General features: G+C 65.9%; 17 protein-coding genes, 2 tRNA genes and 1 pseudogene. 15 read left to right on the forward strand and 5 right to left on the reverse strand.

Annotated elements, in window-relative coordinates; translation table 11 throughout:
• The first annotated feature begins 180 nt into the window (after positions 1 to 180).
• The 8 genes from uvrC (at position 181) to ASE28_RS26975 (ending at position 8599) form a co-directional block, all read left to right on the forward strand.
• Positions 181 to 2232: an excinuclease ABC subunit UvrC gene (gene uvrC, locus ASE28_RS26940; protein WP_057269230.1), complete on the forward strand. Its 2052-nt coding sequence runs from the start codon at positions 181 to 183 to the stop codon at positions 2230 to 2232.
• A gap of 156 nt (positions 2233 to 2388) precedes the next feature.
• Positions 2389 to 2955: a CDP-diacylglycerol--glycerol-3-phosphate 3-phosphatidyltransferase gene (gene pgsA / locus ASE28_RS26945; protein ID WP_057200909.1), complete on the forward strand. Its 567-nt coding sequence runs from the start codon at positions 2389 to 2391 to the stop codon at positions 2953 to 2955.
• Positions 2956 to 3469: 514 nt separating this feature from the next.
• Entirely contained in the window at positions 3470 to 3742 is a 273-nt protein-coding gene (locus tag ASE28_RS26950; protein ID WP_007858657.1) for an HU family DNA-binding protein, read from the forward strand.
• A 15-nt stretch (positions 3743 to 3757) separates the two neighbouring features.
• Positions 3758 to 3833 (forward strand) — tRNA-Val (locus tag ASE28_RS26955).
• Between the two features lie 65 nt (positions 3834 to 3898).
• The gene (locus tag ASE28_RS26960) at positions 3899 to 5830 is read left to right on the forward strand and encodes a SurA N-terminal domain-containing protein (protein ID WP_057269231.1); all 1932 of its coding nucleotides are present in this window, start codon (positions 3899 to 3901) and stop codon (positions 5828 to 5830) included.
• Between the two features lie 50 nt (positions 5831 to 5880).
• A tRNA-His gene (locus ASE28_RS26965) sits at positions 5881 to 5956 on the forward strand.
• A gap of 155 nt (positions 5957 to 6111) precedes the next feature.
• Positions 6112 to 6468 carry a hypothetical protein gene (locus tag ASE28_RS26970; protein ID WP_157422140.1) on the forward strand — a complete coding sequence of 119 codons (357 nt, stop codon included), beginning with the start codon at positions 6112 to 6114 and terminating at the stop codon, positions 6466 to 6468.
• A 328-nt stretch (positions 6469 to 6796) separates the two neighbouring features.
• On the forward strand, positions 6797 to 8599 hold the full coding sequence (locus ASE28_RS26975) for an AAA family ATPase (protein ID WP_057269233.1): 1803 nt from the start codon (positions 6797 to 6799) through the stop codon (positions 8597 to 8599).
• 345 nt (positions 8600 to 8944) lie between these two features.
• Here the strand turns inward: ASE28_RS26975 and ASE28_RS26980 are convergent, their stop codons facing one another.
• Together ASE28_RS26980 and ASE28_RS26985 are read right to left on the reverse strand one after the other, a co-directional pair.
• On the reverse strand, positions 8945 to 9256 hold the full coding sequence (locus tag ASE28_RS26980; RefSeq protein WP_057200907.1) for a hypothetical protein: 312 nt from the start codon (positions 9254 to 9256) through the stop codon (positions 8945 to 8947).
• Between the two features lie 73 nt (positions 9257 to 9329).
• Positions 9330 to 9674 carry a hypothetical protein gene (locus tag ASE28_RS26985; RefSeq protein ID WP_057269234.1) on the reverse strand — a complete coding sequence of 115 codons (345 nt, stop codon included), beginning with the start codon at positions 9672 to 9674 and terminating at the stop codon, positions 9330 to 9332.
• A 245-nt stretch (positions 9675 to 9919) separates the two neighbouring features.
• On the opposite strand from ASE28_RS26985, the gene ASE28_RS26990 reads away from it, so the two are divergent.
• Both ASE28_RS26990 and ASE28_RS26995 read left to right on the forward strand, forming a co-directional pair.
• Positions 9920 to 10525, forward strand: a complete 606-nt coding sequence (locus ASE28_RS26990; RefSeq protein ID WP_057269235.1) for an NAD(P)H-dependent oxidoreductase — start codon at positions 9920 to 9922, stop codon at positions 10523 to 10525.
• Between the two features lie 30 nt (positions 10526 to 10555).
• Positions 10556 to 11182: a TetR/AcrR family transcriptional regulator gene (locus ASE28_RS26995; protein ID WP_057269236.1), complete on the forward strand. Its 627-nt coding sequence runs from the start codon at positions 10556 to 10558 to the stop codon at positions 11180 to 11182.
• Between the two features lie 59 nt (positions 11183 to 11241).
• Here the strand turns inward: ASE28_RS26995 and ASE28_RS27000 are convergent, their stop codons facing one another.
• The gene (locus ASE28_RS27000; protein WP_057269237.1) at positions 11242 to 12162 is read right to left on the reverse strand and encodes a LysR family transcriptional regulator; all 921 of its coding nucleotides are present in this window, start codon (positions 12160 to 12162) and stop codon (positions 11242 to 11244) included.
• Between the two features lie 84 nt (positions 12163 to 12246).
• Between ASE28_RS27000 and ASE28_RS27005 the strand changes: the two genes are divergently transcribed.
• The 5 genes from ASE28_RS27005 (at position 12247) to ASE28_RS27025 (ending at position 17670) form a co-directional block, all read left to right on the forward strand.
• Positions 12247 to 13269: a tripartite tricarboxylate transporter substrate binding protein gene (locus ASE28_RS27005; RefSeq protein ID WP_057269238.1), complete on the forward strand. Its 1023-nt coding sequence runs from the start codon at positions 12247 to 12249 to the stop codon at positions 13267 to 13269.
• Positions 13270 to 13310: 41 nt separating this feature from the next.
• Positions 13311 to 14519: an aromatic ring-hydroxylating dioxygenase subunit alpha gene (locus ASE28_RS27010; RefSeq protein ID WP_057269337.1), complete on the forward strand. Its 1209-nt coding sequence runs from the start codon at positions 13311 to 13313 to the stop codon at positions 14517 to 14519.
• Positions 14516 to 15490 carry a PDR/VanB family oxidoreductase gene (locus ASE28_RS27015; protein WP_057269239.1) on the forward strand — a complete coding sequence of 325 codons (975 nt, stop codon included), beginning with the start codon at positions 14516 to 14518 and terminating at the stop codon, positions 15488 to 15490. Before ASE28_RS27010 ends, ASE28_RS27015 begins: the two co-directional genes overlap by 4 nt.
• A gap of 131 nt (positions 15491 to 15621) precedes the next feature.
• On the forward strand, positions 15622 to 16602 hold the full coding sequence (locus tag ASE28_RS27020; RefSeq protein ID WP_057269240.1) for an aldo/keto reductase: 981 nt from the start codon (positions 15622 to 15624) through the stop codon (positions 16600 to 16602).
• A gap of 72 nt (positions 16603 to 16674) precedes the next feature.
• Positions 16675 to 17670 carry an aldo/keto reductase gene (locus ASE28_RS27025; protein ID WP_057269241.1) on the forward strand — a complete coding sequence of 332 codons (996 nt, stop codon included), beginning with the start codon at positions 16675 to 16677 and terminating at the stop codon, positions 17668 to 17670.
• Positions 17671 to 18013: 343 nt separating this feature from the next.
• Here ASE28_RS27025 and ASE28_RS27030 read toward each other — a convergent pair whose 3' ends face one another.
• Both ASE28_RS27030 and ASE28_RS27035 read right to left on the reverse strand, forming a co-directional pair.
• Complete coding sequence (locus ASE28_RS27030) at positions 18014 to 18868, reverse strand: hypothetical protein (protein WP_057269242.1); 855 nt, start codon at positions 18866 to 18868, stop codon at positions 18014 to 18016.
• 321 nt (positions 18869 to 19189) lie between these two features.
• Positions 19190 to 20695, reverse strand: a pseudogene (locus ASE28_RS27035) (MATE family efflux transporter); the annotation flags it as partial.
• Between the last annotated feature and the right edge of the window lie 424 nt (positions 20696 to 21119).

Consider the following 21119-nt stretch of genomic DNA (forward strand, 5'->3'; position numbering starts at 1 on the left):
AAAAATCCGGGGATAGAGTGCCAGTTGGCTTGAGAATACCGCACCCGTAACTGCGCCCACGCGATGGCGCCTGCCCCTCACCTGCCCCTCACCTGCCCCTTACCTGCCCGGCCCCTGCCCATCGGATGCCGGGCCGCGTGGTCTGTAAGCCCTGCCTGCGTTGCCGCGACAATAGCCCCCATGTCCGAAGAAGAATTGCATTCCGAAGAACTGCTGGCCCAGGTGGCCGCGCTGCCGCCCCTGCCGGGCGTGTACCGCTATTTCGACGCGCAGGGCGCGCTGCTCTACGTGGGCAAGGCGCGGCACCTCAAGCGCCGGGTGTCGAGCTATTTCACCAAGAACCATGGCGGCACGCGCATCGGCCACATGGTGAGCAAGATCGCGCGCATGGAGACCACGGTGGTGCGCTCCGAGGCCGAGGCGCTGCTGCTTGAAAACAACCTGATCAAGACGCAGAACCCCAAGTTCAACATCCTGTTTCGCGACGACAAGAGCTACCCCTACCTCAAGATCACCGGCGCACCGGGCGCACCAGTGGGGCAGGGCTCGCCCTCGCAGGTGTTTCCGCGCATGGCCTATTACCGGGGGTCGGTGGACAAGAAGCACCGCTACTTCGGGCCGTACCCGAGCGCCTGGGCGGTGAAGGAGTCGATTCAGCTGCTGCAGAAGGTGTTTCGCCTGCGCACCTGCGAGGACACGGTGTTCGCCAACCGTACGCGGCCCTGCCTGTTGTTCCAGATCAAGCGCTGCTCGGGGCCGTGCGTGGACCTGGTCTCGCCCGAGGCCTATGCGGCCGACGTGCAGCACGCCGAGGCGCTGCTGCGCGGCGAGACGCAGGAGGTGCTCAAGGCCATGGAGGTGCGCATGATGGCGCACTCGGACAAGCTGGAGTTCGAGCAGGCGGCCGACGTGCGCAACCAGATGCAGGCACTGTCGCGCGTGCTGCACCAGCAGTCCATCGAGACCACGGACGACAAGGACGTGGACATCCTGGCCGTGCGCGTGCAGGGCGGCCGTGCCTGCGTGAACCTGGCCATGGTGCGCGGCGGGCGCCACCTGGGCGACCGGCCGTACTTTCCGGTGCATGTGGAAGACGCCGCGGCCATCCATGAAGAGGAAGAGGATGCCGCAGTGCCAGCGCTAGCCGAAGGGGAGGGCGGCGCCGATACTGCCCCTGCCTCCCCAGCGCGCAAGCGCCGCGTCGAGGCGCTGGTGCTTGAAGCCTTCATCGCCCAGCACTACATCGGCGTGCCCGTGCCGCCGGTGCTGGTGTGCAGCGAACCGGTGGACAAGGCGCTGATGGAGGCCCTGTCGGAGCAGACCGGTGTGCGCGTGAACGCCATCCACCAGCCGCGCGAGCAGCGCCGCGCCTGGCTGGACATGGCACAAAAAAATGCCGACCTGCAACTGGCCCGCCTGCTGGCCGAAGAGGGCTCGCAGCAGGCGCGCACCCGCGCCCTGGTGGAGGCGCTGGACCTGCCGCCCGAGGACCTGGACCAGCTCACCATCGAGTGCTTCGACATCTCGCACACGGCGGGCGAATCGACGCAGGCCTCGTGCGTGGTGTTCCACCACCACAAGATGCAGAGCAGCGAGTACCGCCGCTACAAGATCGAGGGCATCACCGGCGGCGACGACTATGCCGCCATGCGCCAGGTGCTCACGCGCCGCTACAGCAAGGTGGTGGAGGCCGCACGCGAGGCCGGTGGCATCGACTTTGCTGCCGCGCCGCCGCCGGATACCGGCAATGCCGAGGGGGCGGTCAAGCCCAAGGGCGTGGCGCGCCTGCCCGACCTGGTACTGATCGACGGCGGCAAGGGCCAGGTGGGCGTGGCGCGCGAGGTGTTCACCGCCCTGGGGCTGGACCTGACGCGCATCGTCGGCGTGGAAAAGGGCGAGGGCCGCAAGGTGGGCCTGGAGGAACTGGTGTTTGCCGATGGCCGCGAGAAGGTCTACCTGGGCAAGGACTCGGCTGCACTGATGCTGGTGGCCCAGATCCGCGACGAGGCCCACCGCTTTGCCATCACCGGCATGCGCGCCGCGCGCGCCAAGGTGCGCGTGGGCGGCGGCCAGCTCGAAGAGATCCCCGGCGTGGGCCCCAAGAAGCGCGCGCGCCTGCTGCAGCGCTTTGGCGGCGTGCGCGGCGTGGCCAGCGCCAGCGTGGAGGATCTGATCACGGTGGATGGCATATCGCGCGACCTGGCGGAAGAGATCTACAAGGCCCTGAGGTAGGGGGCGTCATCGTGGCGCCTGCATGCCGCAACCGCGCTGGCAGGCGCCCCGCCATGGCCATCGGCTGCAGGGGGCTTGTGCCAGCGCGATGCGCGGTTCAGGCGGAGCGTCAGTTCAGGCCTGAAGGCTATCCACCAGTGGTGCACAATCGCGGCCATGTTCTGGACTATCCCCACCCTGATGACGTGGACGCGCATCGTCGCGATACCTTTGATCGTGGGGGTGTTCTATGCGCCGATCGACCCCGGCATGCGCAACCTCATCGCCACGGTGATGTTCGTGGTGTTCGCCGCCACCGACTGGCTCGACGGCTACCTGGCGCGCAAGCTCAACCAGACCTCGTCCTTCGGCGCCTTCCTCGACCCGGTGGCCGACAAGTTCCTGGTGTGCGCGTCGTTGCTGGTGCTGGTGCATCTGCAGCGCGCCGACGTGTTCGTGGCGCTGATCATCATCGGGCGCGAGATCGCCATCTCGGCCCTGCGCGAATGGATGGCGCAGATCGGGGCCAGCAAGAGCGTGGCCGTGCACATGATCGGCAAGGTCAAGACCACCGTGCAGATGGTGGCCATCCCCTTCTTGCTGTACGACGGACGCATCCTCGGCGTGATCGATACGGGCGTGTGGGGCACCTGGCTGATCTGGGCCTCTGCTGTGCTCACGGTATGGTCCATGGTGTACTACCTGCAGAAGGCACTGCCCGAAATCCGCGCCCGTGTGAAGTAGATCGACCCAAAAAACTCTTCTGGCATCGTTGCTGCGTCTTGTCGTACCGCTGGTACTGCCTGCGACGCAGCGCCTAGCCAGAACCGCTGCGCTGAGTTTTGTGGGCCGATCAATTCTTTGTGTATAAGCTTGCTCTGAAATCGCGCATCGGCATGGCTGCTATGCTCTTTTTGTGCCCCGTGTTGGGGCACCCAAAGCCTGCAAGCGCAGGCCTGGCAAGGCTGTCAATCGGGAATCGCGCGCATACGGCGCGTTTGAGACAAAAGCGCGCCGCAAGCCCGGCCAGGGCGTGAAATACGACTAGAATTCAGCCCAACGCTGTTGCAATACGGCGTGTTGTATTGACACCTTGAAAGTCGATGGCTTTAATCTGATGCAGCAGCCCCTGCTGTGTACGCCAGTCATTCCCCCGTCTGCAGACATCCAGCCTCACTCGGTTGAGCCTTCTGACGTGTGAAGACCAGATACCCCAAGACACACTTCATTCATCAACGCTTTTCCCGAGAGGCTTCTTGTGAACAAAACCGAACTGATCGAGCACATCGCTAACAACGCCGACATCTCCAAGGCCGCTGCAGCGCGTGCCCTGGAATCCACGATCGAGGCCGTCAAGAAGACCCTGAAAAAGGGTGGTACCGTTTCGCTCGTCGGTTTTGGCACCTTTGCCGTGGGCAAGCGCGCTGCCCGCACCGGCCGTAATCCCCGTACGGGCGATACGATCAAGATCAAAGCTGCTAAAGTGCCGAAGTTTCGTCCAGGCAAGGCTTTGAAAGACGCCTTGAACTGAAGACCCGTTTAGGTGGGGTCCTTAGCTCAGTTGGTAGAGCGGCTCCTTTACACGGAGTAGGTCGGCGGTTCGAGACCGTCAGGACCCACCACCCCCACCGGACCAAAAGGCGAACGCAAGTTCGCCTTTTGTTTTTTTGTCACTGAAAGTTTGATCATGTTTGAATCCATCCGCAAGCACTCCAAGATCGTCATGATCTTGTTGTTCTTGCTGGTCATTCCCTCCTTCGTGTTGGTGGGCATCGACAGCAAGTACTTCTCTGAAAAGAGCGAAGTGGTCGCCCGCGTTGATGGCAACAAGATCACCCAGTCCGACTGGGAAAATGCCCACCGCGCGGAGAGCGACCGCATCCGTGCGCAGCAGCCCACCATGGACGCGAAGATGCTCGACTCGCCCGCAGCGCGCTACGCCACGCTGGAGCGCATGGTGCGCGAGCGCGTGCTGGCCGCCGCCGCGCAGAAGATGCACATGGTGACCAGCGACGCCCGCCTGGCCCGCAGCCTGGCCGAGATCCCCCAGATCGCCGCGCTCAAGCGCCCCGACGGCACCATGGACACCGAAGGCTACCGCACCCTCGTCGCCAGCCAGGGCCTCACGCCCGCCGGCTTTGAGGCGCGCGTGCGCAACGACCTCTCGGTCAACCAGATCCTGGGTGGCGTGGTCGGCTCGGCCTTTGTGACCGACGCGCAGACCGGCCAGGCACTCGACGCGCTGTACCAGCGCCGCGAGATCCAGGTCGCCCGCTTCAACGCCGCTGACTTCGCCGCCAAGGTCACCCCCACCGATGCCGACCTGGAAACCTATTACAAGGCCCACCCCAACCAGTTCAAGCAGCTCGAATCGGCCAACGTCGAGTACCTGCTGCTCACGCTCGACTCCGTGCGCGACGGCATCACGCTCAACGAAGACGACCTGCGCACCTACTACAAGGAAAACGTGGCCCGCCTGGCCGGCAAGGAAGAGCGCCGCGCGAGCCACATTCTGATCAAGGCGCCCAAGGACATGTCCGCCGCCGACCGCGAAAAGGCCAAGGCCCGCGCCACCGAGCTGCTGGCCCAGGTGCGCAAGGCGCCCGCCACGTTTGCCGACGTGGCCAAGAAGTCGTCGGAAGACACCGGCTCTGCCGCGCTGGGTGGCGACCTGAACTTCTTCGCCCGCGAAGCCATGGTCAAGCCGTTTGAAGACGCCGCCTTTGCCCTGAAGAAGGGCGATATCAGCGACGTGGTGGAGTCCGACTTCGGCTACCACATCATCCAGGTCACCGACATCAAGACGCCGCGCCAGCCCACCTTCGAAGAACTGCGCCCCTCCATGGAGAAGGAGCTCAAGGCCCAGCAGGCCCAGCGCAAGTACGCCGAAGTGGCCGAGGCCTTTGCCAACGGCGTGTACGAGCAGGCCGACAGCCTGGCCCCCGTGGCCGAGAAGCTCAAGCTCAAGGTGCAGACCGCCAACGGCGTGACCCGCACCCCCGTGCCCGGCGCTACCGGCGCGTTTGCCAACGCCAAGTTCCTCGAAGCCCTGTTCTCCTCGGATTCGGTGCAGAACAAGCGCAACACCGAAGCCGTCGAAGTGGGCCCCAGCCAGATGGCGTCTGGCCGCATCGTCTCGTACACCCCGGCCGAAACCCTGCCGCTGGACAAGGTCCGCGACAAGGTGCGCACCCTGTATGTGGCCGAAAAGGCTGCCGAGCTGGCGCGCAAGGAAGGCGAGGCCAAGCTGGCCGAGTACACCGCCAAGCCCGACACCGCCAGCGGCCTCACGGCCCCCGCCGTGATCGCCCGCGACACGCCCATGAACTACCCGCGCCCCCTGATCGACGCCGCCCTGCGCGCCAACGCCGACAAGCTGCCCGCCTGGACCAGCGTCGACCTGGGCGCAGGCCAGGGCTACGCGGTGATCAAGGTCAACCGCATCGTCCCCCGCGACAAGCCCGAAGCCCAGCGCGCCCAGCAAGAGCGCATGCAGCTCATGCAGTGGTGGAGCTCCGCCGAGGGCGTGGCCTATTACGAGATGCTCAAGGAGCGCTTCAAGACCGAGATCAAGGTGACCCGCCCCTCCGAGTTCACCATCAGCCAGACAGAAAATTGAAAATTGGGCCCGGAGGGTAAAAACCCGGGTTATAATTTGAATCTCAAACGGTGGCTGTAGCTCAGTTGGTAGAGTCCAGGATTGTGATTCCTGTTGTCGTGGGTTCGAGCCCCATCAGCCACCCCAGATAAAAAACAAACCCGCCAGTGCTGTGAAGCGCTGGCGGGTTTTGTCTTTTGCGGCCCCCTGTAGCCACCTTTTCGGGTCATGGCGCTGGTCGGGGCCGGGTGCTAGAGTTCATTTCTCAAGGGGCGGGTGAACCTCCCCAGGGGGTGATGGACGTGAACCGGATGATCATCGTCGGCACAGCACTGGCGCTGGGCTGCCTGTTGTTGGCGGCCGGGGGCGGCGCGCTCTACCGCCACGCCGTGGTCCTCCCGGGCGAGCAGGCCGACCAGCAGGCCCTGGAAGCCCACCAGCGCACCGAGGTCCACGCCCGGGATGTGGACCGCACCGTCAACTACGCGCGCTGCCTGGGCGCCGTAGGCTCAGGCACCCGGGCCGCCCGGGCCGAGCACTGCCAGAAGCTGGGGCAGGGCGCAGGCTGTGAGCTGCCGCAAGACATGGCCAGCGCCGTGGGCCGCCAGCATGAGCGCGGCGAGGTGCAGTGCTTCAATGAGGCGAAGATTGGGTTGTAGGGCAGATCATCTCCCGCGGTAGCTGGTTGAGCACGCTGGCGCACACTTCACGACCGTGACTTGCCGGATGCAGCAGGTATCCTAGTGAGTTGTGCTGGCCTCGCCTTGAAGCAGGCCTTTGCCGTCCGATGAATCGCCGAGCCCTCGTGTCCTTCGTCAGGTCTTCCGCTGATTTCTTTCGGGGGTGGCCGCGAAACTGGATACTCTGTCTAAGTGTTTTGGGCGCGCAGTCGTTGTGTTCTAAGAACGACCCAGCACTCTCGTTACCTGCAGTTGTGGGTCAGATCGACGTGCGCAACAATCTGAAAACCTGACCGGAATCTCTTGCATGCGTCTTCTGCACTACCTCGAAATACAGAATTTCAAGCGTTTTGGTGAGCGCCAGCGTATTGTGCTGGACCACCCTGCCGTCCTGATCGGCCCCAACAACTGTGGGAAGACTAGTGCCATCCAGGCACTGGCGCTTTGGTCACAGGCCGTGCAAACTTGGTATGACACGCGCAAAACATCGTCTGCCAAGGAGCGTACTGCTACATCGATGAACCGGCTGAACATTGTCTCGGTCCCCGTGCAGCGCACCCGTTTCTTTTGGCACAACACGCAGGTGAGAACGGGTAATAAAGACATTGCTCTCGTCATCACGGTGGGGGTTGAATACAAGGGGGAGGTGCATCCGTTGCCCATGCGCTTTCGCAACCAGGGTGACGAGCTGATCTATTGCACACCGGACACCCAAGAGGCAATGGCAGACCTGGGCCTTATCGCTCATGCCGCCTCGCTGAAAGTGGAATTGCTCTATCCCATGTCGGGTCTGGACACGGAAGAGCCCATACTCCAACCGGGTCGGGTGGATGTTCTGCTCGGGCAAGGGCGCACTGCTGATGTTCTGCGCAATTTGTGCCTTTCTGTCGTCAAGTCTTCGCAGGAGGATTGGGCGCGCATCGTGGCGCTTATGAAGCGCTTGTTCAGCGTGGAACTGGAGGCTCCACAAGAGACCGCCCGTGGCAGCATTTCTATGCAGTACCGGCAGCCGGGGGCGAAAGAGGCGCTGGACGTTTCTTCTGCGGGCCGGGGCTTTCTGCAGATGCTGCTGGTATTTGCGTACCTTTACTCGCACAAACGCAGCGTTTTGTTGGTGGATGAGCCCGATGCCCATTTGGAGATTCTGCGTCAGAAGCAGGTGTATGTCTTGCTGCGCGATATCGCCACCGAGAACGGCTCTCAGGTGGTGCTGGTTACACACTCCGAGGTGATTCTGGACGAGGCGCTCGACACGAATCTCACCCTGCTGATGGACGGGCGTGCCGACGATTTGGCCAACAAGACCGATATCCGAAACAGCCTCAAGCATTTTGGCGCGGATCACTATGTCAAGGCACGCGCACGCGGCTACGTACTGTATGTGGAAGGCGCTACGGATATTGATATGTTGCGCGCGTTGGCCGAGCGGCTGGATCATCCCATTGCGCAGGTTTGGGATGAGCGCATCAATTCGTTCTATGTACAGAACAACTATCCTATTCAGGACACGGAAGCCGAACTGGAGCGGGTCGAAGGCGGTTTTGGCATTACGCCGCGCGACCATTTCAACGGTTTGCGCAAACTGCTGCCGGCTCTCAAGGGCCTTGCGATTCTCGACAACGATGGCAAGGACCGTTCTGGCGCTACCTTGGGAGCGCTAACCATCAGCTATTGGAGGCGTTACGAGGCCGAAAACTACTTTGTCACACCGTCGCTATTGCGCGAATATGCGCAAAGGCAGTATGGAGACATGGACCTGTTCGGAGGGCATCGCGCGGAAATCGACGAGGTGCTGGATGGGCTTGTTCTGGAGCAGATTTTTGATGGGATAACTAGTGACCTTGACACGTGGAATGGGCTGCCACAGGATGCAGCCCAGCTGGTCTGGGTGAGCAAGACGGAGCGGCGCAAGCTGAGCACGTTCGCACAGGAATTTTTCCGTAGGCTGGCGCAGCGCCTGGGTGGTCCCATGTTGCTGACGAAGGGCGAATTGCATCGCCTCGTGACTTACGCCCCTGTGGCTTCCATTGCGCAGGAAGTGACTGAAAAGCTGAATTTGTTGCAGACTCTTTTCGCGCGGGCTGTACCCCCAGAGGCCGTCGAGGAGTGAGGGGCCTTCTTCTGAATGACCCTTTTCCCCAGAGGCGGACTGCGCTATCGCAGCCACTACGAAGGCATTCGAAGCACCAGACGCTACGGCGTAACCGCAATGCCAGATAAATTTCTTTCTAGTCCCTCCACGAGGCTGGGAGTCAATCCCGGATTTCGCGGCGTCTTTCAGTCGTTTAAGAAGCCGGCTCTTGCACGCGCTTCAGGCTCACATCTGGGTTGCCCACAACGGTAGGGCACCTCTAAAAACCTCAATTCTTGAAATTCGTCCCCATATGAATCAACGACTTACGCTCGCTTCTTTTGAAAAATCAGGGGTTTTTAGAGGCGCCCGGTAGAAACCGGCTCACCCCGCACCCACCTTGCGCAGCAACCCCGGCGAGACCTTCCAGCCCTGGCCTTCGTCGGTGCGCACGCTGGCTGTCTTCTTGTTCAGGCGCTGCACGATGCCCTGCTTGACGCTGCCATCGGTGGCGGTGAACTGCACCCGGTCGCCTTCGGTGAACTGGGCCAGCGCTACCGTGCTCTTGGCCTGGGCCAGCAGGTTCAGGCGTTCGATCACCATGCGGTTGAGGTAGAGCAGGTCTTCTTCGCCCATGTGGCGCAGGGCCTGGGTGAACAACTCGCGGTCCACAATGGTTTGTTTGGAACTCGTCATCAGTGCATGTCTGTGCCGCCCGACGGGGCGGTTCTGGCCGATTTTATGGCAGTGGGGCGGCCTCAATGGATGGCTACGCACCCTGCAGGCGCTGGCCCCATTGCTCCATCCACGGCCCGGCCATCGACAGCACCATCATCACCCAGGCCACGGCGGCAAAGCGCCCGGGCCAGGCGGCGGGCGAGCGCCCCTGCCGCAGGGCCCCATGCAGCGCGCAGGCGGACAGCGCAAACGCCATGGGGATGGCCCAGGCCGACACCCAGGCCAGCACGGGCTGCCGGTCGGCAAAGATGGCCGGGTGGGCGAGGGCGAAGACCATGAGGCAGGCGATCTGCAAGGCGGGTTGCCGCAGCAGGTAGGCGGCGGGGGCGTTGGGGCTGGCGATGGCGGCTGAAGTGACTGCGGGCTTGCTGCGCATGGGTGTGGGGATCTCCTCGCCGCAATGTAGCAGCGGTGCGGGCTCTGATACCCGTTTGGGCGGCCTTTGTGGCGAACGGACACGTTGGTTACACAAGGCCAGGGATCGCTGTCGCGGACGATTGGGGAGCTGCGGCTGATCACCTCTGCGCGACCCTTGGCGATGGTGTGGCGAAGCCGCTTTCAGTGCGTTATGTACCATTGGTAAGTTACCATGGGTATATAGCAACCTACAGGGCTTTCGCCATGCACGCATTTATCGTCGTCTCGCATCCCGACCCGGGCTCCCTCACCCACGCTGTGGCTGAGCAGGTATGCCATAGTGTTCAGTCAGCAACTGCGCCAGGTACACACACGGCCGAGCTCGCCGACCTGGCCGCAGAGGGGTTCGATCCGCGCTTCACCGCGGCTGACCTGGCGCTGCACCTCCAGCACGCTCCACCCCCGCCCGACGTGGCGGCCGAGCATGCGCGGCTGGACCGGGCCGATGCGCTGGTGCTGGTGTACCCGGTGTACTGGTGGTCGTTTCCGGCCCTGCTCAAGGGCTGGATCGACCGGGTTTTCACCCAGGGCTACGCCTATGAAGAGGGGGCGGGCGGCAAGCTGGCGAAGAAGCTCGGGCACCTGCAGGTGCACTTGCTGGGCATTGGCGGCGCCGACACGGGCACCTATGAGCGGCATGGCTATTCCGAAGCCATGAAGACGCAGATCGACCATGGCATTTTTGGCTACTGCGGCGCGCCGGTGGCCACGTCCAGGCTGCTGCTACAGTCGTCGCAGCAGGACATGGCGGCAGCGCATCTGGCGGCAGCGCGAGAGCTGGGCAGTTGCCTGTTTCCACCCTCGTCCTGAGCATTCCCCTTTTCCCCTCATCTCGTCCGCATGCCCCGCAAACCCATCGCTGTGCCGCCGCCAGAGCACGCACCCCGCCGCCGCATGGCGCGGAGCGAGCGTGCGCGGCAGTTGCTCGATGTGGCGTGGACGCTGCTGCGCACCGAGGGCGCCGACGCCCTCACGCTCGGGCGCCTGGCCGAAGAGGCCGGCGTGACCAAGCCCGTGGTGTACGACCATTTCGGCACGCGCGAAGGGCTGCTGGCCGCGCTGTACCAGGACTTCGACGGGCGCCAGACGGCGGTCATGGACGCTGCCATCTCCGCCGCGCGCCCCAGCCTGAGGGACAAGGCCGGAGCCATCGCCGCGGCCTATGTGCAGTGCGTGCTCACGCAGGGCAGCGAGATACCCCAGGTGCTGGCGGCGCTGCAGGGCTCGCCCGAGATGGCCGCCGTCAAGCGCCAGTACCAGGAGGCCTTCATCGCCAAGTGCCAGGCCATCCTGGCGCCGTTTGCCGTCGAGCAGGGCCTGGCGCGCGCCGGGATGTGGGCCATGCTGGGCGCGGCCGATGCGCTGTCGGACGCGGCAGTGGGCGGCGACATCACCGACGTGCAGGCGCGCGATGAATTGCAGCAGACCATCATGGCCATGGTGCGGCGCAGCGCTACGCAGCGCTGAGCGGCTAACAAAACTCTGAGCCCGGCGGCTGATCCGAGGCGTGAGGCTTTGGAAGTGCGTCACTCCGCCAATGCGCAGGCGTGCCGCAGGATCTCGTCCTTGAGCCAGAGCACGGCGGGGTCGGCGTTGGAGCGCTCGGCCCAGCACACGTACAGGCGGTAGTCGGGCAGCTCCACGGGAAGGGGTGCGCTGCCGAGCTGGCTGGCGTAGTGCTGGGCCACGCGGCGCGGGAACACGGCGATCAGCTCGCTGGCGCACATCAGGTCCACCATCTGGCTGAAGGTGGCCACGGCGGCCTGCACGTGCCGCTCGCGGCCCTTGCGCGAGAGGGCCTGCTCGACGGTGTCGTCCAGCACCGAGCGGGTCTGGCCCAGCACCAGGTGCGGTGTGGTGCAGAAGGCATCGAGCGGCATGGGCGACGAGGCCAGGGCAGGGTGGCCGTGGCGCGCCACGACCACGTAGCTGTCTTCGTACAGCAGCGTGGATTCGACACCGGTGGCCGGCGACAGCCGCGGGTGCAGGCCCACGTCCACATCGCCCTTGCGCAGGCGCTCGGTGAGGCGGCCGTAGTCGGCCAGCTCCCACGACAGGCGCATGCGCGAGCCGCGCTGCGAGAGCTCGGTGCACAGCAGCGGCAGCATCACGCGGCAGGTGTGGTCGCTGCCGGTGATGCGCAGGATGCGGTCGGAGGTGGCGGGGTCGAACGCCTGCTCCAGGTTCATCAGCTTGTGCATCTCGTTGAGCACCGCCTCCACGCGTGGCGCCAGGGCCAGTGCGCGCGGCGTGGGCACGATGCCGTGGCCGGTGCGCGTGAACAGCGGGTCGTCGAAGACCTCGCGCAGGCGCTTGAGCGAGGCGCTCACCGCCGGCTGGCTCAGGAACAGGCGCGCGGCCGCGCGCGACACGCTGCCCTCGCGCAGCAGCGCATCGAAGGTGCGCAGCATGGGCAGGTCCAGGCCCCGGATATCAGACTGGGCCATATCAGCTATCCAAACGTTTGAATTGATCCATATCGGGTTGTCTCCTATCGTACCGGCACCCAACGAAAACAACGGAGACAAGACATGAAGAAGAATGCTGGCAACAGCCCGGATGGACTGCGCGTGCGCAGAAGAACCATGGTGGCGGCCATGGGCGCGGCCCTGACACTGCCCGGAGCGGCTGCATGGGCGCAGCAGGCCGCTGCGGCCGCCTTCCCTGCGCGGGTGATCCGCATCGTGCCCTTCGGCACGGCGGGCGGCCCCATCGATGCCATTGCCCGCGTGTATGCCGACAAGCTGCAGCAGCGCTGGGGCCAGAGCGTGATCGTGGATGCCAAGCCGGGGGCCAGCGGCATCATTGCCGCCGATGCGGTGGCCAAGGCCGCGCCCGACGGGCACACGGTGATGCTGACCCTGCCGCTCACGCACATCAACAACGCGATCCTGCAGCCCAAACTGCCGTACGACCCGGTGAAAGACTTCGAGCCCATCTCGCAGCTGGCGCTGGGCGGGCCCATGCTGGTGGCACGGGCCGATGCGCCGTACAGCAACGTCAAGGAGTTCGTGGCCTTCGGCAAGCAGCAGAAAAACCTCACCTACGGCACCTGGGGCAATGGCTCGGCCGCGCACCTGATGGCCGAACTGCTCAAGCGCCAGACCGGGCTGGCGCTGATCCACGTGCCCTACAAGTCCGAGTCGGCCGCGCACAACGACCTGTTCGGCGGCCAGCTGGACTTTGCCTGGGCCAACCCGGCCACCGCACGCGCCCAGGTGCAGGGCGGGCGCATGAAGGTGCTGGGCATCGCGGCCAGCGGGCGCGTGTCGTCGCTGCCGGATGTGAAGACCTTTGCCGAGCAGGGCTTCGCCGGCTTCGATCTGGACAGCTGGATCGGGGTGTACGCCCCCGCCAAGACGCCGCCCGCCGTGCTGGGCAAGTGGAACGACGCGCTGCGCGAGATCACCAAGATGCCCGACGTGCGCGACAAGCTGGCGAGCTTCGGCTTCGAGCCGCTGGGCAACACCGCCGCGCAGTTCAAGGCCAGCTATGCAGCCGACTACCCGCGCGTGGCCGAGCTGATCAAGGCCGCCGGCGTGACCGCTGATTGATGGACCGCTATCCCTCGATGGATTTCCCGAAAGACCGAACCATGAACCCCAGCACCGCACCCAGGGTGATCCCCATAGCTGTCGACACCGGCACTGCCTACGGCCTGCCCGCGCCCAGCTCCAACACGACCCTGGCGCAGGTGGGCGCGGGCACGCCCATGGGCGAGCTGCTGCGCCGCTACTGGCACCCCATCGGCCTGGCGGCCGATGCCACCGACACGCCGAGCAAGGTGCGCGTGCTGGGGGAGGACCTGATCCTGTTTCGCGACAAGGGCGGCCGGCCCGGCCTGGTGTACCCGCACTGCGCGCACCGCGGCACCTCGCTGTATTACGGGAAGGTGGAAGAGCGCGGCATACGCTGCTGCTACCACGGCTGGCTGTTCGACGTGCAGGGCCACTGCGTGGAGCAACCCTGCGAGCCCGAGCTGGGCCGCGCACGCGGCAAGGTGCGCCAGCCCTGGTACCCCGTGCAGGAGCAGTACGGCCTGGTCTGGGCCTACCTTGGCCCTGCTGACAAGAAGCCCGTGCTGCCGCGCTACGAGGCGCTGGAGCGGCTGGACGAAGGCGAGCTGCTGGAGGCCAACGACGCCAGCATCGGCGGCGGCGGGCCGGCCATCGTGCCCTGCAATTGGCTGCAGCATTACGAGAACCTGGTGGACCCGTTCCACGTCGTCGTGTTGCACTCCACCTTCAGCGGCACGCAGTTCGTCGAGCAGATGGCGCAGATGCCCCAGGTGACCTGGGACACCGTGCCCCTGGGCGTGCGCACCACGTCCGTCCGCGCCATGCCCGACGGCAAGGTGTTCCGGCGCATCAGCCAGGCCGGGCTGCCCACGCTGCGGGTGATACCGAGCCCCCGGCTGGGGCGCTATGGGCGTGTGGAATCGCTGGGCTGGATACTGCCCATCGACGACCACCACTTTCGCATCTACGTGGTGGGCCGCGTGCAGGAGGTGGGCGAGCTGGCGCGCATGCGCTCGCGCATGAATGGCAAGCTGTGGGAGGAGCTGACCGAGGCCGAACACCGTGCCATGCCCGGTGACTACGAGGCCATGGTGAGCCAGGGCGCCATCGCCCACCATTCCGAAGAGCACCTGGCCACCACCGACCGCGGCATCGTCATGCTGCGCCGGCTGCTGCAGCAGCAGGTGGACAAGGTGCAGCGCGGGGAAGACCCTGCCGGCGTGAGTTTTGACCCCGATGTGCCGCCCGTGGTGTTCGATGCAGGCAACTATCTCGAAGAAGCATGAGCATTGCCAGCGACGAGACCTTTCCCGTGCGGGTCGCCCGCAAGCGGCAGGAGGCGCAGGACATCGCCAGCTTCGAGCTGGTGCACCCCGAGGGGCAGGCGCTGCCGCCCTTTTGCGCCGGGGCGCATGTGGACGTGCACCTGCCCGGCGCCACCGTGCGGCCGTATTCGATCTGCAGCGCGCCGCACGAGCTTTCGCGCTACCGGCTGTGCGTGCTGCGCGAGCCCGCCTCGCGCGGCGGATCGAGCGCGCTGCACGATGCCGTGGCCGAGGGGGACATGCTGCGCATCGGCCGCCCGCGCAACCTGTTCGCGCTGGCCGAGGGGGCCAGCCACCACCTGCTGCTGGCCGGGGGCATCGGCATCACGCCGCTCTTGAGCATGGCGCATGCGCTGGCGCACGAGGGGGCCCGCTTCGCCTTGCACTACGCGGTGCAGGCGCGCGAGCGCGCAGCGCTGCTGGCAGATATCGACGAGGCGGGCCTGGCACCGCACACCACGCTGTACTGCAGCGGTGACCGCGCAGGCACGCGCATGGACATTGCCGCCCTGGTGGCCGGTGCGCCGGCCGGCACCCATGTGTATGCCTGCGGGCCGGCGCGCTTCGTGCAGGCGGTGCAAGAGGCGGCGGCTGCCCAGGGCTGGGCCGGCGAGCGGGTGCATGTGGAGCGGTTTGCTGCCGAGGCAGTGCACCACGATGGCGATGCCGCTTTCGAGCTGGTGCTGGCCCGCTCGGGCCGCGTGGTGCCCGTGCCTGCCGGCCGCACGGCGGCCGAGGCGCTGGCCGATGCCGGCGTGGCCGTGCCCACCTCGTGCGAGCAGGGCGTGTGCGGCACCTGCCTGCTGCGCGTGACGGCCGGCCGGCCCGACCACCGCGACCTGTACCTCTCGCCCGGGGAGCAGCAGGCCAACGACCAGTTCCTGCCGTGCTGTTCGCGCTCGCTCACGCCGCGGCTGACGGTGGATTGGTGAGGTGCCCGCGGCCTGCCGCGTTGCAGGCCGTGTCTTGAAGGGCTTTCTCCTGGCGGCCTTCCAGCCTGGGCGGATGGGCGTAACCTTGCTGCCTTCCGTTCGATGTTCTGGACGACTTTCTGGAGTACCGCATGCAGTATCGCAAGCTGGGCCGCACGGGCCTGGAGGTGTCACGGCTGTGCCTGGGCGGCATGACCTATGGTGTGCCCGACCGGGGCAACCACCCCTGGACGCTGGACGAGGACCAAAGCCGCCCCCTGATCCGCCAGGCCGTGGAGGCAGGCATCAACTTCTTCGACACGGCCAACGTCTATTCGGACGGCACGGGCGAGGAGATCCTGGGCCGGGCGCTCAAGGAGTTTGCGCGGCGCGAGGAGATCGTGATCGCCACCAAGGTCCACGGCCGCATGCGGCCTGGCCCCAACGGCGCGGGCCTCAGCCGCAAGGCCATCCTGCACGAGATCGATGCGTCGCTCAAGCGGCTGGGCACGGACTATGTGGACCTGTACCAGATCCACCGCTTCGACTACGGTGTGCCCATCGAGGAGACGCTGCAGGCGCTGCACGACGTGGTGAAGGCGGGCAAGGTGCGCTACATCGGCGCGTCGTCCATGTTCGCCTGGCAGTTCTCGAGCATGTTGCACGCTTCCAAGTCCAACGGGTGGACGCAGTTCGTGTCCATGCAGAATTACCTGAACCTGCTGTACCGCGAAGAAGAGCGCGAGATGCTGCCGCTGTGCGCCGATCAGGGCATCGCCGTCATCCCCTGGAGCCCCCTGGCACGCGGGCGCCTGACGCGCGACTGGAACGAGAGCAGCGAGCGCATGGAGAGCGACCAGTTCGGCAAGGGCCTGTTTGCGCGCACCGCCGATGCCGACCGCCAGGTGGTTGAGGCCGTGGCCCGCGTGGCGGCGGCGCGCGGCGTGCCGCGGGCCCAGGTCGCGCTGGCCTGGGTGCTCGCCAAGCCCGGGGTGACGGCGCCCATCGTCGGCGTGTCCAGGCCCGGGCACCTCGACGATGCGCTGGCGGCGTTGGCCATCGAGCTCACCGCCGAGGAAATCGAGCAACTGCAGGCGCCTTACATTCCCCACCAGGTGGTCGGGTTCAGCTGAAGGGGCGCGCATGACCCGGCTACCATGCGCATGCCGCAGGGGCCTGTGCCCCAGCACACCAGGAGATTGTCGATGCAGCAACGCCACCTGGGAGCCCACGGGCCCCTGACCTCCGCCATCGGCCTGGGCTGCATGGGCATGAGTGAGTTCTATGGGGCGAGCGATGACGACAGCTCGCTGCGCACCCTGGCGCGTGCGCTCGACATCGGCGTGACCCATTTCGACACGGCCGACACTTACGGCCTGGGCCACAACGAATCGTTGCTGGGCCGCTTTATCGCCGCTGCCGGGCCGGCTGCGCGAGAGCGCATGGTGGTGGCCACCAAGTTCGGCATCGTGCGCCAGGCCGGGCAGTACGAGCGGCGCATCGACAACTCGCCGGCCTACATCCGCGAGGCGTGCGAGGCGTCACTGAAGCGCTTGGGGGTTGAACGCATCGACCTCTACTACTGCCACCGGCGCAACCCCGAGGTGCCCATCGAAGACGTGGTGGGTGCCATGGGCGAGCTGGTGGCGGCTGGCAAGGTGGGTGCCATCGGCCTGTCCGAGGTGTCAGCCGACAGCCTGCGCCGCGCCCATGCCGTGCACCCCATCGCGGCGCTGCAGAGCGAGTATTCGCTGTGGAGCCGGGGGCCGGAGGATGGCATGCTGGACCTTTGCGCTGAGCTGGGCACGGCCTTCGTCGCGTACAGCCCGTTGGGGCGCGCCTTTCTCACCGGCACGGTGGACGTGACGGCGCTGGCCGACAATGATTTTCGCAAGCACAACCCGCGCTTCGTGGGCGATGCCGAGGCCGCCAACCGGCAACTGGTGCAGGCGCTGGCTGCGTTTGCTACGGCGCGCGGTCTGGCCAGTTCGCAGGTGGCGTTGGCGTGGTTGCTTGCCAGGCAGCCGCATGTGCTGCCCATACCGGGCACGCGGCGCATCCAGTGGCTGGAGAGCAATGCCCATGCTGCCGAGGTGGCGCTGAGCCCCGCCGAGGTGGCCGAGCTGGACCGTTTGTTCCACCCCGCCAAGGTGACTGGTGCGCGCTACCCGGATGCCGGCTTTGTCGGCATTGAGGGGTGATGTGGTGTCCCGCGATGCCGCGCTGTTTCTGGCCCTGGCCACCCCGTACGGCCCTTTCTGGGCCGGGTGATGCTGCGCTACGCCCTGGTGCCCAAGGACCCGCCCGCGGATGCGCAGGCGCAAGCCGAAGAGGCCGAGCACGGCACACGCATCGTCGAGACGCTGGAGTTCGCCTGGCAGGACCGGCGCTGGGCCATTCGCGGGACCGTGGTGGCGCTGTTCACCGGCCAGCACGACCGGCTGGATCTGCCGGTGGTGGACAGGACGCCCGTCGAGGGCAGAGCATGCTGCGGCGCTGCGGGCCTGCCTGGGCGGGTTATGGCAACCAGGGCCAAAAGAAGAATCAGTCAGCCGCCTGAAGAACGGCGCCCTGGTGGCCCAGCATCACGGGCAGGCCGGAGGCGGTCATGATCGCGGTGCGGGCCCTGGTTTCGGGGGCGGTGGGCGTTGTGGCCACCGGCGGCGGGGCGGCAGGGCCGTCACCGCTGACGGGGTCGATGGGATCTGGAGCGCTGCGGGTGTTCCAGGTGATCGCAGCATAGCCGGCGGCGTACTTGGGCATGTCGACGTCGATGGCGCCCTGGTAGGTCATGAGCGGGGCGCCGCTCAGCTGGCGCACATAGAGCCACTGGCCCTGGTCGGTGCTGCCGCGATGGGCATCGAGCTGGCCGCCCATGAAGCGCAGGCTGCCGCTGCCATCGTGCACGACGAACTGCTCGGCATCTTCCTTGACCAGGCGAGAGAACAAGGCCTCGACATGCTTGCCAGTTCGGGCGGCCTGGTATTCGGCATCGCTCAGTGGGGCCAGACGGACAGGTTCCTTGCCGTACCTCAGCACAAAGGCCGATTGGGTGGCGAGGGGGGCATACCCCGAGAGCAGGAGCGAGCGCGTGCCTGCGGGAATGAAGATCTTGAACTCCTTGTGGTGTTGCAGTTGGGCGCCGGTGAATTCGGTCAGCGGCAGGGAGCCTCCGCCCGGGAAGGCGCAGCCGCCCGTGCCAAAACCGATCGCGCAGCCCGTCACGCCGGTCGGGGCGTACTGCTCCTTGAACCCGACTTTGGTGTCAAAGGGGTAGGTGAAGCTGCCGGCTGCGGGGGGGAGTGGCGTTTTGTGCGGGAGCTGGTGAATCGACAGAAAGTTTGCAGCCTGTGCAAACGTGCTGAACGCCGCCAAAAATACCAGAAACAGGGACCTCATTGAAACACTCCAAAAATTACGCTCGGCAAACGCTGGCCGCCCCTGGCCGGCCCCACCCTGGGCATGAACTGCCATTCTTGGTGGGGGCCTCTGCTCATTGCTAAAGCGACGTCGGGGCGTTGAAGCGGCGCAGCGTACCTGAGGTTTCGTGGAGAGGGGGCGTTATCAAGGGGGCTATTCCCTTCAATTCGCAGGGTCACCCACCGCATGAATCGCATGGCCCATGGACGCCCACTGGCGGGCGCTGCGGGGCTGTTAGAGCGGCTAACAAAACTCTTCTGGCGTCGTTGCAGCGTCTTGTCGTACTGCTCGTACTGCCTNAGGCTTGGTGCCTGCGGTAGCGGCCGCGCCGTCGTAATTGGCCTCCCGGTCCATCGCCGGCATGGCCACGCCGGTATCGGCTGCGGTGCCGGTGGCGGGCGGGTCTTCTTCCTTCAGGGGCCTTGCCGCCAGCGAGTTTCTGCGCCAGCCGCCATAGCGGTAGTACAGCCCCGCCAGCACCACCGAGGTGACCGAGCCCAGCGGAAAGCTCCACCACACCGCCTCGGCGCCCCACGCATCCTGCAGGCCCCAGGCAAAGGGCACTCGCACCAGCAGCATGGAGATGAACAGGATGATGAGCGGCGGCAGCACCGCACCCGTGGCGCGCACCACGCCGAAGATCACGATGGTCACCCCGAACAGCACGAACGACCAACTGGCCACGTTGTTGATGTGCACCGCCACGCCGATGGCGCCGCTGTCACCGGGCAGGAACAGGCCCAGCGCATAGCGGTCGGCCCCATACAGCAGCAGCACCAGCGCGCCGGTGAGCAGCAGGTTGAACAGCACGCCCGCGCGCGCGATCTGCTCCACGCGGTCCCAGCGGCCCGCGCCCACGTTCTGCGCGGCCATGGACGAGACGGCCGCACCCGTGGCCAGGGCCGGCATCTGCACATAGGTCCACAGCTGCGCGGCCACGCCATAGGCCGCCGCTGTCTGCACGCCATAGCCGTTGACCAGGCCCATCATCACCAGCGCGGCGGACGAGATGACGATCATCTGCAGCCCCATGGGCACGCCCTTGACCACGATGGTGCGCAACAGCTGCGGCCTGGGGCGAAAGTGCGAGAGCTCATGCCGCCCCGGCAGCAGCGGGTGGCGGCGCCGCGCCAGCAGCACCAGCAGGCCGGTGAAGCTGATGCCCTGCGCCAGCAGCGTGGCCAGGGCCGAGCCGGCAATGCCCAGGGCCGGCAGCGGCCCGGCGCCGCGAATCAAGAGCGGGTTCAAGGCCACGTCGATGGCGACCGACAAGGCCATGAAATAAAACGGCGTGCGCGAATCGCCCGAGCCGCGCAGCACGGCCATGGCGAAGGCAAACGAATTCATGATCGGCACCGCCACGAAGATCACGCGCAGGTAGGCCACGGCCGAGGGCAGGGCGGCCTCGGGCGTCTTGAGCAGGCCCAGGATCTCGGGCGTCCACACCCAGCCGGCGGCCGCTATCAGCGCCGATACGGCCAGGAAGAAGGTGGCGCCCGTACCCACCACGCACTTGGCGCGCTCGATGTCGCGCGCGCCGTAGGCCTGCCCGATGAGGATGGTGGCTGCCATGGACACGCCGAACACCGCGCCCAGCAGCAAAAAGAGCACCAGGTTGGCGTTGGAGGTGGCCGTCAGCGCCTCTTCGCCCAGCAGGTTGCCGATCCAGATCGCGTTGACCGAGCCGTTGAGCGACTGCAGCACGTTGGCGCCCAGCACCGGCAGCGCAAAGGCGATCAGCGTGCGGGCGATGGGGCCCTGGGTGAGGTCGCGGTTGGGGGCTCGGCGGGGAGGTGGGGTATTCATTGGCGGGGCGTGGGGTGCAGGCAGTCTACGTGCTGGCGTGCCCGTGCGCGTAGGACGTCGCCGCCAGGATGATCTTATTGCAGCACGAGCGCACGGAGGCCGGCGCAGGCTTGGCGGCCTTTTGGGGCAAGGGCCGGACCTTCCCAGGGAGCCTGTTGAACCCCGCGGTCCTTGCAGCCGTGGTACTGGTGCGCAAGGTCAATCAACTGGGTCTGCTGGAGGACACGGAAGCGTTACGCGCCTCGTTGACGATGGGCGGAGACCGAGGGGCGTTCGATGGCTGATGGCGCTGTGACGACGTGCTTGTATCAAGGGCGGAGGCCGGGTCTCGGCCCGGCGGCCGAGGCACTTGTTCTTTGCGTCGCCAAAGAAAAGTACCCAAAAGAAAGGCGACCCCGCTGCCCGTGTCCCCCTCGCCCGAGGG

The organism is Acidovorax sp. Root219, from assembly GCF_001428665.1.
In the GTDB taxonomy this organism is placed as follows: domain Bacteria; phylum Pseudomonadota; class Gammaproteobacteria; order Burkholderiales; family Burkholderiaceae_C; genus Acidovorax.

Coding starts and splice junctions, on each gene's coding strand:
- uvrC (WP_057269230.1), top strand. CDS start 181: ATGTCCGAAGAAGAATTGCATTCCGAAGAACTGCTGGCCCAGGTGGCC.
- pgsA (WP_057200909.1), top strand. CDS start 2,389: ATGTTCTGGACTATCCCCACCCTGATGACGTGGACGCGCATCGTCGCG.
- ASE28_RS26960 (WP_057269231.1), top strand. CDS start 3,899: ATGTTTGAATCCATCCGCAAGCACTCCAAGATCGTCATGATCTTGTTG.
- ASE28_RS26975 (WP_057269233.1), top strand. CDS start 6,797: ATGCGTCTTCTGCACTACCTCGAAATACAGAATTTCAAGCGTTTTGGT.
- ASE28_RS26980 (WP_057200907.1), bottom strand. CDS start 9,256: ATGACGAGTTCCAAACAAACCATTGTGGACCGCGAGTTGTTCACCCAG.
- ASE28_RS26985 (WP_057269234.1), bottom strand. CDS start 9,674: ATGCGCAGCAAGCCCGCAGTCACTTCAGCCGCCATCGCCAGCCCCAAC.
- ASE28_RS26990 (WP_057269235.1), top strand. CDS start 9,920: ATGCACGCATTTATCGTCGTCTCGCATCCCGACCCGGGCTCCCTCACC.
- ASE28_RS26995 (WP_057269236.1), top strand. CDS start 10,556: ATGCCCCGCAAACCCATCGCTGTGCCGCCGCCAGAGCACGCACCCCGC.
- ASE28_RS27000 (WP_057269237.1), bottom strand. CDS start 12,162: ATGGCCCAGTCTGATATCCGGGGCCTGGACCTGCCCATGCTGCGCACC.
- ASE28_RS27005 (WP_057269238.1), top strand. CDS start 12,247: ATGAAGAAGAATGCTGGCAACAGCCCGGATGGACTGCGCGTGCGCAGA.
- ASE28_RS27010 (WP_057269337.1), top strand. CDS start 13,311: ATGAACCCCAGCACCGCACCCAGGGTGATCCCCATAGCTGTCGACACC.
- ASE28_RS27015 (WP_057269239.1), top strand. CDS start 14,516: ATGAGCATTGCCAGCGACGAGACCTTTCCCGTGCGGGTCGCCCGCAAG.
- ASE28_RS27020 (WP_057269240.1), top strand. CDS start 15,622: ATGCAGTATCGCAAGCTGGGCCGCACGGGCCTGGAGGTGTCACGGCTG.
- ASE28_RS27025 (WP_057269241.1), top strand. CDS start 16,675: ATGCAGCAACGCCACCTGGGAGCCCACGGGCCCCTGACCTCCGCCATC.
- ASE28_RS27030 (WP_057269242.1), bottom strand. CDS start 18,868: ATGAGGTCCCTGTTTCTGGTATTTTTGGCGGCGTTCAGCACGTTTGCA.